This window comes from Paenibacillus sp. Z3-2 (assembly GCF_054161325.1).
On sequence record NZ_CP096397.1, the window covers coordinates 1201401 to 1214686 of the forward strand.

At 49.1% G+C, this 13286-nt stretch carries 13 protein-coding genes; 11 read left to right on the forward strand and 2 right to left on the reverse strand.

Going from position 1 to position 13286, the window contains the following annotated elements; all coding sequences use genetic code 11:
• The first annotated feature begins 71 nt into the window (after positions 1-71).
• The 5 genes from M1D71_RS05145 to M1D71_RS05165 are packed head-to-tail and all read left to right on the forward strand — an operon-like array spanning position 72 to position 5298.
• Positions 72-1745 carry an ABC transporter substrate-binding protein gene (locus M1D71_RS05145; RefSeq protein ID WP_458125535.1) on the forward strand — a complete coding sequence of 558 codons (1674 nt, stop codon included), beginning with the start codon at positions 72-74 and terminating at the stop codon, positions 1743-1745.
• Between the two features lie 29 nt (positions 1746-1774).
• Entirely contained in the window at positions 1775-2770 is a 996-nt protein-coding gene (locus M1D71_RS05150; RefSeq protein ID WP_458125536.1) for an ABC transporter permease, read from the forward strand.
• Positions 2767-3744 (forward strand): ABC transporter permease, encoded by a 978-nt coding sequence (locus M1D71_RS05155; protein WP_458125537.1) that lies wholly within the window; start codon positions 2767-2769, stop codon positions 3742-3744. Before M1D71_RS05150 ends, M1D71_RS05155 begins: the two co-directional genes overlap by 4 nt.
• Before the next feature lie 2 nt (positions 3745-3746).
• Complete coding sequence (locus M1D71_RS05160) at positions 3747-4703, forward strand: ABC transporter ATP-binding protein (protein WP_458125538.1); 957 nt, start codon at positions 3747-3749, stop codon at positions 4701-4703.
• Positions 4693-5298 carry an ABC transporter ATP-binding protein gene (locus M1D71_RS05165; RefSeq protein ID WP_458125539.1) on the forward strand — a complete coding sequence of 202 codons (606 nt, stop codon included), beginning with the start codon at positions 4693-4695 and terminating at the stop codon, positions 5296-5298. Before M1D71_RS05160 ends, M1D71_RS05165 begins: the two co-directional genes overlap by 11 nt.
• 139 nt (positions 5299-5437) lie before the next feature.
• Here the strand turns inward: M1D71_RS05165 and M1D71_RS05170 are convergent, their stop codons facing one another.
• A complete protein-coding gene (locus M1D71_RS05170; RefSeq protein ID WP_458125540.1) occupies positions 5438-6634 on the reverse strand; it encodes a MalY/PatB family protein in 1197 nt (398 codons plus the stop codon).
• A gap of 414 nt (positions 6635-7048) precedes the next feature.
• On the reverse strand, positions 7049-9058 hold the full coding sequence (locus M1D71_RS05175; protein WP_458125541.1) for a S9 family peptidase: 2010 nt from the start codon (positions 9056-9058) through the stop codon (positions 7049-7051).
• 129 nt (positions 9059-9187) lie between these two features.
• Between M1D71_RS05175 and M1D71_RS05180 the strand changes: the two genes are divergently transcribed.
• The 6 genes from M1D71_RS05180 (at position 9188) to M1D71_RS05205 (ending at position 13155) form a co-directional block, all read left to right on the forward strand.
• On the forward strand, positions 9188-9475 hold the full coding sequence (locus tag M1D71_RS05180) for an STM3941 family protein (protein ID WP_458125542.1): 288 nt from the start codon (positions 9188-9190) through the stop codon (positions 9473-9475).
• A 109-nt stretch (positions 9476-9584) separates the two neighbouring features.
• Positions 9585-10448 carry an aldo/keto reductase gene (locus M1D71_RS05185; RefSeq protein WP_458127173.1) on the forward strand — a complete coding sequence of 288 codons (864 nt, stop codon included), beginning with the start codon at positions 9585-9587 and terminating at the stop codon, positions 10446-10448.
• Between the two features lie 219 nt (positions 10449-10667).
• Positions 10668-11054, forward strand: a complete 387-nt coding sequence (locus M1D71_RS05190) for a GntR family transcriptional regulator (protein WP_026081254.1) — start codon at positions 10668-10670, stop codon at positions 11052-11054.
• On the forward strand, positions 11047-11745 hold the full coding sequence (locus M1D71_RS05195) for an ABC transporter ATP-binding protein (RefSeq protein WP_458125543.1): 699 nt from the start codon (positions 11047-11049) through the stop codon (positions 11743-11745). Before M1D71_RS05190 ends, M1D71_RS05195 begins: the two co-directional genes overlap by 8 nt.
• The gene (locus tag M1D71_RS05200; protein ID WP_458125544.1) at positions 11742-12476 is read left to right on the forward strand and encodes a hypothetical protein; all 735 of its coding nucleotides are present in this window, start codon (positions 11742-11744) and stop codon (positions 12474-12476) included. Before M1D71_RS05195 ends, M1D71_RS05200 begins: the two co-directional genes overlap by 4 nt.
• Before the next feature lie 178 nt (positions 12477-12654).
• Complete coding sequence (locus M1D71_RS05205; RefSeq protein WP_458125545.1) at positions 12655-13155, forward strand: hypothetical protein; 501 nt, start codon at positions 12655-12657, stop codon at positions 13153-13155.
• Positions 13156-13286: the final 131 nt, after the last annotated feature.

A 13286-nucleotide genomic window follows, 5' to 3' on the forward strand; every position in this document is an offset into this window, starting at 1 on the left:
TGCTACAATTTTCGTAAAAAGTAACACGAAATGAATAGGTGCAGTGCACATGTAGAGGGGGAACGGCGAAAATGGGGACATTTTCATGGAGATGGAGAAAACGAACAGCTAGAACAGGATTAGGCATTCTGCTTATATGTTCCATTGGATTATCTGGTTGTGCACAGGGGACAGCGCCACCAGCGTCATCAACAGAGAATGGGCAACCGGGGAGTACCCCAACCAAAGACGAATTGGTACTTGCCGTAGGCACGGAGCCGGAAGGCGGATTTGATCCGACAACTGGATGGGGGCAATATGGTTCGCCACTTTTCCAGAGTACCTTGCTGAAGAGGGATGCCAAGCTGCAACTGGTTAACGATCTGGCAACTACCTATTCTGTTAGTGAAGATGGTCTGGAATGGACAGTTACGCTTCGAGATGATGTGAAGTTCTCTGATGGCGAGCCACTTACAGCAGAGGATGTTGAATTTACGTTTGATACAGCTGCCAAGAGCGGATCTGTGATTGATTTAACCAATCTGGCTGATGTGCAGGCACCCGATGATAGAACGGTCGTTTTTACACTGAAGACGCCGCAGTCCACGTTTATTAGTCTGCTGACGACACTTGGCATTGTGCCTGAGCACGCCTATGGTGCCGATTATGCAGAACATCCGGTCGGTTCGGGACCGTACAAGCTGGTTCAGTGGGACAAAGGACAACAGGCCATCGTTGAGGCCAATGTAGAATATTACGGAAACAAGTCCATGTTCCGCAAACTCACGTTCCTGTATCTGGATGAAGATGCAGCCTACGCCGCTGCGCAGGCAGGTACGGTGGATATCGCTGCTATTCCGGCAGCGTTTAGCAAGCAACAGGTGAATGGCATGACATTGGAGGCCGTGAAAACCGTAGATAACCGGGGCATCATGTTTCCCATGCAGCCTGCTGGTGCCAAATCGGGCGAGGGTCTTCCCGCAGGAAATGATGTGACGTCCGATCTGGCGATTCGCCAAGCGGTAAATGTCGTGATTGATCGCAAGGCTTTGGTTGAGGGTGTACTGGAGGGATACGGTCGTCCAGCTTATTCCGTCAGTGATGATCTGCCTTGGAGCAATGCGGAAGCTGTATTTGCGGATGCGAATCTCGAAGAAGCAAAGCGGATTTTGGCGGCTGGCGGCTGGGTAGATACGGACAGTGACGGTATCGTTGAGAAAAACGGCATCAAGGCCGAATTCAATCTGCTTTATTTTGCAGGTGATTTAACAAGACAATCTCTGGCGCTGGCTGCTGCGGATATGGTTGCCCAAGCTGGAATCAAAATCAATGTTGAAGGCAAAAGCCGTGAAGACACGAAAAAGTTGGCGTACTCCAACGCTGTATTATTTGGCTGGGGCAGTCATGACCCCATAGAGACCTATAACCTCTATAGCAGCACCCACAAGGGAGAAGGGTATTACAATGTGGGACTGTACAGTAATCCTGTCGTGGATTCATGGATGGAGAAGGCCCTTCAGGCAACCAGTGAAGAAGAGGCATTGCCGTTCTGGCAGAAAGCGGAATGGGATGGAACAACAGGTTTCAGTTATCAGGGGGATGCCTCATGGGCGTGGCTCGTGAACATAGATCATCTGTATCTGGTTACGAATGGCCTGAACATTGGCGAACAACAGATCCATCCCCATGGTCACGGTTGGCCGGTGACATCCAATCTGGAGGAATGGTCGTGGGATAACAGTACGAAGTTGGAAACGAAGCGGTAAGCTTTAGCCTGAAATGGGGAGAGATTGGGATGACAGGCAGGGATGGATGGGCCAGATTTGTTGGTTTTAAAATGTTGAGACTCTTATCTCTATTGGTTGGAGTCAGTGTATTGTCTTTTATATTAATGCAATTTTCTCCTGTGGACCCGATCGAGGCTTACATTGGCGGAGACATGATCCGGGTAAGCGCCGAACAGCGCAGTCTTATCGAAGAACGGTGGGGATTGAATGATTCCCCTACAGAACGATTGCTAACCTGGGGACAAGCGCTGATTCAGGGAGATTTGGGAACATCAATGATTTACAGACAACCTGTAGCAGATATCATTCAGGAGCGATTCATGAATTCTGTAGCGCTTATGGCTGTAGCCTGGATACTGTCAGGTATCATTGGGTTCACCCTTGGCGTAGTTGCTGCCATGAGACGGGATTCGAAGCTGGATCGCCTGATCTGCTGGTATTGTTATACGCTGGCCTCCACGCCGGTATTCTGGATTGCGTTGTTGTTGCTCATGGTATTTGGGGTTTGGCTCGGATGGCTTCCAGTTGGCCTTGGAGTACCCGCAGGGATGTCGGCTGATCAGGTGACATGGGGAGATCGGGCTGTTCATATGATTTTGCCAGCGTTGACCCTCAGCCTGACCGGGGTAGCTTCGATCGCTTTGCATACCCGGCAGAAGCTTACGGATGTGCTGGAGTCGGATTATATTCTGTTCGCGAGAGCACGAGGTGAGCGAGGGTTTCAGCTTTTTCGTCGACATGGGTTCAGACATGTTGTTTTGCCGGCTATCACCCTGCAGTTTGCTTCGTTCAGTGAACTGTTCGGGGGAGCCGTGTTGGCTGAACAGGTATTCTCGTACCCTGGGCTTGGTCAGGCAACGGTCCAAGCGGGGTTGCGCGGTGACGTTCCACTGCTGCTCGGACTTGTAATGTGCAGTGCAATTTTTGTTTTTACAGGTAATATGGTGGCTGACATTCTGTATCGTATGATCGATCCACGGATGAAGGAGGAGCTGATGTCATGAAGCAGATGATCGAACGCGCCTCCGAGCAGACGGCAGAAACAGCCGAAGTACAGAAAGTGAAAACGGCGAATCAAGAGGTACGGTACAACATTCATACGGGGTTACTAACAAGCCAAACAAGAAAAGGTTATGCGGGTATCAGCAACCAACCTTTTCGCAATCCTCGCCAAAGGGCTGTGATCTGGGGAAGCTTTGCATTGATCTGGATTGTCATCGTGTGGTTGACGGGCAGGCTGCTTCCCGCTGGTTCTACCCTAACCTCATTAATGGATCGGAATATGGCTCCTGCCTGGGAACATCCATTTGGCACTGACTGGCTCGGAAGAGATATGTTCGTGCGCACGTTAAAAGGATTGGCAACCAGCATTCAAGTTGGATTGCTTGCAGCGTGTGGTGGTGGACTGATCGCACTAATGCTGGGTCTGGGGGCGGCTTCCAGCAAGGTTGCTGACCGGGTAATCTCATGGATCATCGACCTGTTCCTGAGTGTGCCTCATCTGGTATCGCTGGTGATGCTGGCTTTTGTATTCGGTGGAGGTCTGGCAGGAGTGGCGGCAGCAATCGCGCTGACGCATTGGCCGAATCTGGCACGGATTGTCCGAGCGGAGATGATTCAACTGAAATCCGCAGAGTATATTCAGATTTCACATAAGTTGGGCCAATCCCGATTACGCATTGCCATGCAGCATATGTTGCCGCATTTAGTTCCGCAGCTGTTCGTGGGCGTGCTGTTAATTTTCCCTCATGCGATTCTGCATGAGGCAGCCATTACGTTTCTGGGGCTGGGGTTGTCCCCGCAACAACCGGCCATCGGAATTATTTTGTCAGAGTCGATGAGATATTTATCTGCTGGCATGTGGTGGCTTGCCTTTTTCCCGGGACTCGTGCTGTTGCTGGTTGTTCGCGCGTTTGATGTATTGGGCAATAGTCTGAAGACTTTGACGGGTACAGGTAGTTCGAGGGAGGTGAGGTAAACATGGCTCTGCTTGATATTGAAGGAGTGTCGGTGTCATTTCGGCGTGCTCGTGGATGGTTTGGGCATGAACAGACGTATGTCATTCAGAATCTGGATCTTTCCGTACATAAGGGGGAGATTATGGCTGTTGTAGGCGCAAGCGGATCAGGCAAAAGTGTGCTGGCACAGGCCATTATGGGCATTCTGCCTGCCAATGCCAAGATGGAAGGCAGCATTAGCTATGCGGAGAAACCTTTGACGATGGAGCGGCAACTTCAATTGCGTGGAGGAGAACTAGTGTTAATCCCGCAATCCGTCAGTTATTTGGACCCGTTGATGAAGGTGGGAAGACAAGTTCAGCCGGTAACCCGAGATTCGGGACGGAAGCGCAGATTCATGACTCGATCCCACTTGAAAAAGACGGAGCAGGAGCTGACCGAGCGATATCGCCTTCCTCAAGGAACAGCCGGGAAATACCCTTTTGAGTTGTCCGGAGGTATGGCAAGGCGGGTGCTGATGGCGACAGCGACCACGGGTCAGCCCAAGCTGATCATTGCTGATGAGCCGACACCAGGCATTCATCCTGAAGTGCTGGCCGAGACAATGAAGCAATTTCGCGAACTTGCAGATCAAGGTGTAGGCATTCTGTGGATTACTCATGACGTCACGACAGCGCTGACGGCAGCGGATCGCATCGCTGTATTTTACGCGGGGGCCAATGTAGAGACGGCGCAGGTTGATGATTTTACGGGGAATGGAGAACGTCTGCGTCATCCATATACGAAAGCGCTCTGGAATGCACTGCCACAGAATGGATTTCAGCCGCTTCCAGGCTCCCAGCCGTTGGCGGGTCAAGAGATTACAGTGGGATGTTCATTTGCACCCCGATGCAACGCAGCAACCGCTGCATGTACCCGCGAACGTCCAGAGCTTCGTAAGGTACGGGGCGGAGAAGTGAGGTGTTTTCATGTCACTTGAAGCACGGGAGGCAAGTTATCGTTACGATCAGAAATCATGGGTAATCGAGCAGATGAACATGCAGGTGCAACAGGGAGAAGCGGTTGGCTTGTGGGGACCTAGTGGCTGTGGCAAAACAAGCCTTGGACGCATCCTTGCAGGATATGCCGAACCTGTGACAGGACAAGTACTTCTGGATGGTCAACCACTCCCTCGCACGGGAGCATGTCCGGTTCAGCTGGTATTCCAGCACCCGGAGAAGGCGGTGAACCCACGCTGGCGAATGCGTCGCGTGCTCCAGGAGGCGTCTGTGCAGGATGAGCATTTGCTCGAAGCCTTGGGTATCCAGCCAACCTGGCTGGACCGCAGGCCGGGTGAATTATCCGGTGGAGAGCTGCAACGTTTCTGTGTGGCGCGGGCACTCGGCACAGCGACACGTTACGTGATCGCAGATGAGATGACGACGATGCTGGATGCGATCACTCAGGCACAGATCTGGCATACCGTGATGGAGGTGGCTCGCCAGCGTAATCTGGGGCTATTGATCATAAGCCATGATCGCGATTTGCTGGACAGGCTATGTGACAGAATTGTTCCGATGCCCACGTCACTGTAGTTGTTTGAGTCTATAAAGTCATTCAATACAAAAAAAAGGGTGTCCCTGCAGTCATTAACCATGAATATAAACATGGATATGACTTTGGGGGCACCCTTTTTCCTATTCATGAGCACTGTAGATAGATATGACGTATAGCTTAATTGTCCGACAGTTTGTTCACCAGCACAGATAATCTCCGCATCGCCTCTTCAACCGTAGAACGTGGACAGGCTACATTAATGCGCATGAATCCTGTTCCTTCTGTTCCGAAGAAACTTCCGTCATTGAAAGCAAGCCCCGCTTCATGAAGAAGCATGTTGCATAGTTGTGCATGTGGGATATTCAGCTCCCGAAAATCCATCCATAGCAGATAGGTCGCTTCGGGCAGATGCATTTTAATCTGTGGCATGTGTTCCGCAACATACTGCTGTACATACTTCATATTTCCACGGATATATGCAAGACACTCATCCAGCCAGTCCTCGGCACCGTTGTATGCGGCTTCGGTTGCGACTGCTCCCAGTGTACTGATACTGGCAAGTCCCATCGTTTTCACACCCTGCGCGAACGATTCACGCAACTTGGCATTAGGGATGATGATATTGGATGTGCTGAGGCCAGGAATATTGAACGTTTTGCTTGGAGCCGTACAGATGATGCTTAGGTCAGAGACGGCGTCCGAGATCAGGGTCAGCGGTGTATGAGCTCCGCGCTGATGAACAAGATCAGCATGGATTTCATCTGAAACCATCAGTACGTTATATTGCAGACACAGTGACGTAAGCCCTTCAAGTTCCTCACGAGTCCATACACGTCCAACCGGATTATGAGGACTGCACAGAATCAGCATTTTGACCCGACCCGTCTGCAAGCTGGATTCCAGTTGTTCCAGATCCATCGTGTAATGACCATCATTTTCTATTAAAGGGTTCGTGATCAGTTCACGGCCTTGACCACGTACCACTTCATAGAAGGGAGCATACACCGGAGTTTGGATAACCACGGCATCTCCCGGATCGGTGAACCGTTGTACAGCAATGCTGAGTGCAGGCACAATACCGGGAGTGAATACGATCCAGTCATCGTTAATTTTCCAGTTGTGGCGCCGTTCCATCCAACCTGCTACGGCTGCATGATATGCCCCTGTCCGCACCGTGTAACCAAAGATTCCGTGCTCCATCCGTGTTTGCAGGGCCTGAATGACGGATGGTGGAGCAGCGAAATCCATATCGGCAACCCACATCGGAAGCGCATCAGCAGCGCCGAAGATATCCTCAAGTGCATCCCATTTCTCAGATCCGGTAGAAATCCGGTTAATAGACTGGTCAAATGTACTGTTATTGTTGTTGTTCATCGTATTAATCCTCCTTGAATTTCCGTTCCTCGACCACAATCGACAAATAATTATCTAATACATTGGTTAATTTAGCAACTCATGAACGTGCAGGATTAGCTTCATATGTATGATCCGAAATTCGGGACTTTATGCATATAAGAACAACTTAACGAGCGAAAGAGCAACGGGAATACAACAAAGACTAATTTTGTACGCCCCTGGTCCTGTTTTGTCCATTTATCGTTTATAACCTCTCACCGGATGCTATTATAATGCTAACATTTGATGGAACAACGGACTGTTATCCGAATAGGCTCGTACCCCTATAGCAGGCGAAAAGCAAAAGTCGCCCGTTGAAATCGCAACAGATTTCATTGGGCGGCTTTTAGGGTTGAATCCATATCTGGTTCCATACTCTGAACTAACAGTTCATTATAGGTACTCGTTAAACCATCCGGCAATATGCTCCAGACGGCGTACCCTCAAGTGAGGGTGACCTCCACGGGACAACTCGTGGTTGGCGCCTGGGAAACGAACAAGCCTTGTGGTCTGCTTGCGTCTTTTCAGTGCAATGAACAACTGCTCGGCCTGTTCAATCGGACACCGTAGATCCTGTTCGCCATGTAAAATGAGCAGCGGCGTGTTCACGTTGCCGACATAAGCGAGCGGGGAGTGCTTCCACAGTTTTTCCGTGTCTTCCCACGCGTTACCGCCAATCTGGTCTTCCGTGAAGAAATATCCAATGTCACTGACACCGTAGAAGGATAGCCAGTTGGAGATCGAACGCTGGGTAACAGCGGCCTTGAAACGATCGGTGTGCCCAACAATCCAGTTGGTCATGAAACCTCCATAACTGCCACCGGTTACGCCCAGCCTGGATTCATCAATAAACTCATATTGGGACAGGGCGTGGTCTACACTTTCCATAAGATCGCGATAATCGCCACCGCCGTAATCTCCACGACAGGCATCTACAAACTGCTGTCCGTATCCGAGTCCCCCGCGTGGATTAATGTAAAAGACAGCGTACCCTTGAGCCGCAAGCATCTGGAACTCGTGCATAAATGTAAAACCATACATCATGTGCGGGCCGCCATGAATCTCCAGAATGGTCGGGATTTTGACCCCATCGACCATGCCATGAGGTTTCATGATCCATCCTTGCAACCGCAGGCCATCCGAGGAATTGAACCAGAAGGTCTCTGGCGTGCTGAGATGGATTTCATCCTCAAGCTGCGGATTGCTGCGGGTGAGCTGAATCGGCTCTACTCCGGAATCTTCTGGTTGCTCATACACATAGAGATCACCAGGATTTTGCGTATCGGCTACAGCAGCAACGATTTTCCCGTTGTCCAACTCCGCAAACTGATAAATCTCCCGCTCGTCAGGCCATATATAGTCGGCACTGCTGCCGTCTCGTGCGAATCTGGCGATGCGGACACTACCATGTATGGTTGCTAGACACAGGATGGACGAACCATCCCGACTGAATACAGGCCCTGTGGTTGTCTGATGTGATCGCATGTCGCCGACAATGCTGTGATTCAACTGTACGTCCCAATCGGTGCTCAGACATACGAGCTCACCACCTGAAATGGGAAGGGTGTACAGCTTCACAAGCGTGGCATTTCCATAGGAACGGTCACTGGCGAGCAGTGCCAGAGATTGTCCATCTGGTGCATAGACCAGCCGGCTGAACGTATATCCTTCCGGGGTCAGCTGCTGTACATCCGATCCGTCTGCCTTGGCAAGGTACACATGATTGGTTAGGGTGTAATCGTTATGATTCTCGCCTTCTTCGGGCATCTGCGCAATCCATGCGATGGATGTTCCGTCCGGTGACCAGGCGTAATCACCAACGTCATAATGACCTGTAGTTACAGGAAGTGGTTCCGCATCGATCGGTGCGAGAGCGAAGAGGCGGGAACGTCTACCGTTCCATAATCCACTGGCATCTGACTTCATGCGAATCCGATCTACGACATGTTCTTGCAGCAGTTTAGGTTTATCCTCTACAGGATCTGTATGTTCTAATTCTTCTTGTCCGCTCATATCCACGGATGATTTCACAAGTATGGTATGACCATCTGGTGACCAGAGCAGGGAACTGACGCCATGTTTCAGGTGACTGATTTGCTGTGCTTCTCCGCCATCTGATGCGATGATCCACACTTGGGATTTCCCATCAACCTCTCTTAAAAAGGCAATCTGGGACCCATCTGGCGACCAGGCAGGGGAATGATCCTTCTCACCAGAGGTAAAAGGTCTATCCTTTCGACTGTCCAGATGCAGGAGTCTAAGGTGAGAACAATAACCGTCACGTGCTTCATTCGTTTTCCGGCTTACATATACCAGTTGTCCGCCTAGAGGGGACGGAGTTGGATCGTTAACCCATGTAATCTGATAAAGATCTTCCGATGTTATGCCGCGCTGAGTATTCATTGTTTGTCCTCCCACCATGAATTAGAATCGGATAATTCCCTAACCTTTCCATTTATATTAACGGAAAGCAAAGGGCAGGACAATAAGCGTAATGAAGGAGGGCTATGTTTCTGCTACAGTCTGGTAAAGATGATTAAGAAGGAGCCTTCTTTTGTAGTCGATGAGCGCGGGTTTGTGGATTCATCCTCTTATACTGCAGGAGGAGCAGTGGCATGGAGAGACGTTGAGAATATTTTTATGTATGAATTAATGGGACAGAAAATGATTGGGATCAAATTGCGGGATGAGAAAGCTTTTTTGGATCGCCAGAACGGGATGAAACGCAAGTTGATGACGGTCAACAGCAATATTTCGATGCGACGATTAGTGTTGCTCAAAGTAGTCTCACTTTGCCACTGGATCAATTGTATATTATGATAATGAGTCACTGGAGACATGTGAGCGATAACATGATTCATGATTCGTATAGTCGTCGTTAGAGAGGTCGCAATGTCCATAGAATCTTCAGAATGGAGGAATATAGATGATGCATGGTGATCAGACACGCACGATTCTGCTTCCAGATGGAACTGCCCTACCTGCGATAGGACAAGGGACATGGAACATGGGAGAGAAGCAATCCAGTCAGGAAGAAGAAGCACGGGCACTGCGTTCCGGTATTGAACTGGGAATGACCGTGATTGATACGGCGGAGATGTACGCAGAAGGCGGGGCGGAAGTCGTTACGGGAAAGGCCATCTCGGGCTGTCGTGACGAAGTATTTCTCGTATCCAAAGTGTATCCCCATCATGCGGATCGCAAGCAGATGATTACGGCCTGTGAGCGTAGTCTCACGCGTCTTGGTACAGATCGTCTGGATCTGTACTTGCTCCACTGGCGTGGAGGAATACCACTCGAAGAGACGGTTCAGGCCTTAGAACAATTGAAGCAAGCCGGTAAAATCCTGCGTTGGGGTGTCTCAAACCTGGATACAAGGGATATGCAGGAGTTATGGAGGTTGCCGGAAGGTTCGCACTGCATGGTGAATCAGGTGCTGTACCATGCAGCTTCTCGTGGTATTGAACACGATCTACTTCCGTGGATGCGGGAACGACGTGTTCCGGTCATGGCGTATTGTCCACTGGCCCAGGGTGGCAGACTTCGAAATGAATTGTTGGAGCATCCGGTCATTCGGGAGATTGCACAGGGTCGAGGAGTCACGACTTCCCAGATCGCATTAGCCTGGGTGATCAGGTACGGAGATGTGCTGGCGATTCCCAAGGCAGTACAGCTCAACCATGTGGCAGACAATGCGGCAGCAGTGAATATCGTTTTGACACAAGAGGAGTTAACCCGATTGGATGAGGCTTTCCCTGCGCCTAAAGGCAAGGTATCTTTAGATATCGTGTAAAATAAGACGAAATACGAATAATAAGTCATGCGGAGCAGGTCTACACGATCTGCTCTTTTTTGTGTCCATGCTTATATACAAAGTTAAAGTTATTCAAATAAACAGATCGCTGAAGCTTTCGCATGCTAAGCAAATATTTTTAAACAATGGGCTTTACAATGCTATTTCACTAGTGTACTATGTAACTAACACACAAGTACAGAGAGGAGCGAGAGCTTTGTGACTATGGAATTTGATAATAACTTACCGATTTATCTGCAGATCATGCAGTACATCAAAAGACAGATTGTGACCGGAACACTTCAGGCAGGTGACAAAATTCCTTCAGTTCGTGAACTGGCGGCTGAACTACAGATCAATCCCAATACAGTACAACGGACATTTCAGGAGCTTGAGCGGGAAGAAGTGGTTGAAACCAAACGGGGCTTGGGCAGATACGTGACCAGTGAGGAGCGGAAGATTATGACGATCAAAAAAGAGATGGCCGGTGAATTGCTGGAACGCTTTCTGACCGGAATGCAGGAACTGGGGATTGAAGAGCAGGATATCTTATCCATCGTAGCCGATGCCGTTGCGGAAGGAAAGGGAGGAACAACGCATGAGTAACATCCTTGAACTGAATCAGATTAATAAGACATATGGCAGTAAGAAAGCACTCAGTAACATTACGCTGGATATTGCACCAGGACGCATCGTAGGTCTGCTGGGCAGCAATGGCAGTGGAAAGAGTACCCTGATGAAGCTGGTCGCAGGTTTGTTGCATCCTAGCAGCGGAACGATTCAAGTCACAGGCAAGCCTGTCGGTTTGGAGACGAAGGCGCTGGTTTCATTCATGCCGGATCGTCCATTGACCGAGAAATGGATGAAAGTGCGGGATGCGATTGCGTACTACCGCGATTTCTATGCTGATTTTGATGAAGAGAAGGCACGGGAGATGCTGGACTTCATGAACCTTGTCGAGAGTGACCAGGTACGGCATCTGTCCAAAGGTATGAATGAACGACTACAACTAACACTGGCGCTATCTCGTAAGGCTCGTCTGTATTTGCTGGATGAACCTATTGGCGGAGTAGACCCGGTTGCGCGTGGCAAGATTCTGGATGCGATCGTCAAATTCTATGATGAAGACAGCAGTCTCATCATCTCCACGCATCTTGTGAATGATATCGAACGGATTTTTGATGAAGTGGTCTTCATTCGTGAAGGTCAATTAGTGATGCGGGAAGAAGTGGAAACGCTCCGTCTGAAGTATGGAAAAAGTGTGGATGAGATGTTCAAGGAGGTCTATGCAGAATGATGACATTATTGAAGTATGACTTTAGAAGAAATTGGAATGTACTGCTGGCGGGGCTAGTCATATTGATTATTGCTCAAGTGGCAATATCCCTTTTCATGTCTGAGGTCACAGGGCTTGTGATTGGCATCATGGGTTATGTTGGAGTAGGTGTGGCTATTTATGTGAAAATGATCAAAACATATTCGTCCAATATTCGCTCGTATAATCGCCGCTTATTACCCGTAACAGGCCTGTCACATGTGTTGTCTCCTTTGATCTTTGGAGCCCTCTGCGGGTTGGGGCTAGTCATTGTATCTGCAATTCATGCCTACATCTATATCTCAATGAAGCTCGGACTGAACTTGGCTACCTATTTTTCAGGCATACATGTTTCGGATGTTCTTACGTTGTTGCTGTTTGGTGCATGGGTTTTAGTATTCATGACCGTTATCATCTTCCTTTCGATCTCGATTGCAGGCAGTTTCCGTTGGAAAACTGGGCCATGGATCGGAATCGTTGCATTCTTTGTCCTCGTTAATGTGATTGGCTGGTTGGAGAATATTATTATGACAGGGCGCTTTAATCCAAACGAGGTGTTCCAGTTTACCGAAGAAAGCACGGGGATCTCCATCACGGCCAATGGCGTATTATGGTCAGATGGCATGTGGGGAAGTACTATATTTGAAATCATCGTAGCCGTTCTCTTGGTGTGGGCAACCATCTACCTGAACAACAAAAAAGTTGAAGTCTGATCCAAGGGTCACATGATGCGAGCAGCCTAGGTTGCTCGTTTTTTTACATTCTGGAAGTATCCACCTTTTGAATCCAATCCCATTAATTACACGTAAATATAGATAAAATGGGTGTAGAAGTGCGAATTCAGAGTTATGTTTAACGAAAAGAACATGTAATGGGAAAGGAGAAATCGTTATGGAATTATACTTCAGGGATAACTTTTTTAATGCGGGTTACACCGAGATTATGAATCCGAATCAGGAACAGGCAGGGCATCTGGATTTGAAAAGTGTCTTTGGCTCTTCGCTCGATGTATCAGATAACTCGGGATTGGTTTGCAGCGGCAAATTCCGCATGTTAACCAATCGTTGGGACATCACTGCAGCAGATGGGAGACATCTGGGTGTGCTTCGGGCGAGGTTCAATTTCTTTAGCAAAAAGTATGAATATGACGCAGGATCACGCGGAACGTATGATGTGTCTGCTCCAGCATTTTCGCAGGAATATGATATAAGCGGCAGTGGTGGCCGCATCGTGGCCAGTTTCCGTCGCACCAGCGGCTGGTTTAGTTCCGGGGCATTCGTATTAGACAACCAGTCGGAACAACTGGATACGTATGAATTAATTGCAGTGGTCATGGGCGTGCACGCGATTAATAAAAGACGGAATTCGGCTGCCAGCAGTGGTGGAACGTAGTACAGAATCATGGGGTTCACAGGCAGTTTCACAGGAATAGATGAACAAGGTCTGGTTGATGTCATCCAGACCTTGTTTGCGTAGATGGGTTTTCTTTTGACCAATAGGCATGGTTAACGCACTCTCATAAA

Excerpts from the sequence above, each read along its gene's own strand:
- M1D71_RS05145 (WP_458125535.1), top strand. The coding sequence starts at position 72 with ATGGGGACATTTTCATGGAGATGGAGAAAACGAACAGCTAGAACAGGA.
- M1D71_RS05150 (WP_458125536.1), top strand. The coding sequence starts at position 1,775 with ATGACAGGCAGGGATGGATGGGCCAGATTTGTTGGTTTTAAAATGTTG.
- M1D71_RS05155 (WP_458125537.1), top strand. The coding sequence starts at position 2,767 with ATGAAGCAGATGATCGAACGCGCCTCCGAGCAGACGGCAGAAACAGCC.
- M1D71_RS05160 (WP_458125538.1), top strand. The coding sequence starts at position 3,747 with ATGGCTCTGCTTGATATTGAAGGAGTGTCGGTGTCATTTCGGCGTGCT.
- M1D71_RS05165 (WP_458125539.1), top strand. The coding sequence starts at position 4,693 with ATGTCACTTGAAGCACGGGAGGCAAGTTATCGTTACGATCAGAAATCA.
- M1D71_RS05170 (WP_458125540.1), bottom strand. The coding sequence starts at position 6,634 with ATGAACAACAACAATAACAGTACATTTGACCAGTCTATTAACCGGATT.
- M1D71_RS05175 (WP_458125541.1), bottom strand. The coding sequence starts at position 9,058 with ATGAATACTCAGCGCGGCATAACATCGGAAGATCTTTATCAGATTACA.
- M1D71_RS05180 (WP_458125542.1), top strand. The coding sequence starts at position 9,188 with ATGATTAAGAAGGAGCCTTCTTTTGTAGTCGATGAGCGCGGGTTTGTG.
- M1D71_RS05185 (WP_458127173.1), top strand. The coding sequence starts at position 9,585 with ATGCATGGTGATCAGACACGCACGATTCTGCTTCCAGATGGAACTGCC.
- M1D71_RS05195 (WP_458125543.1), top strand. The coding sequence starts at position 11,047 with ATGAGTAACATCCTTGAACTGAATCAGATTAATAAGACATATGGCAGT.
- M1D71_RS05200 (WP_458125544.1), top strand. The coding sequence starts at position 11,742 with ATGATGACATTATTGAAGTATGACTTTAGAAGAAATTGGAATGTACTG.
- M1D71_RS05205 (WP_458125545.1), top strand. The coding sequence starts at position 12,655 with ATGGAATTATACTTCAGGGATAACTTTTTTAATGCGGGTTACACCGAG.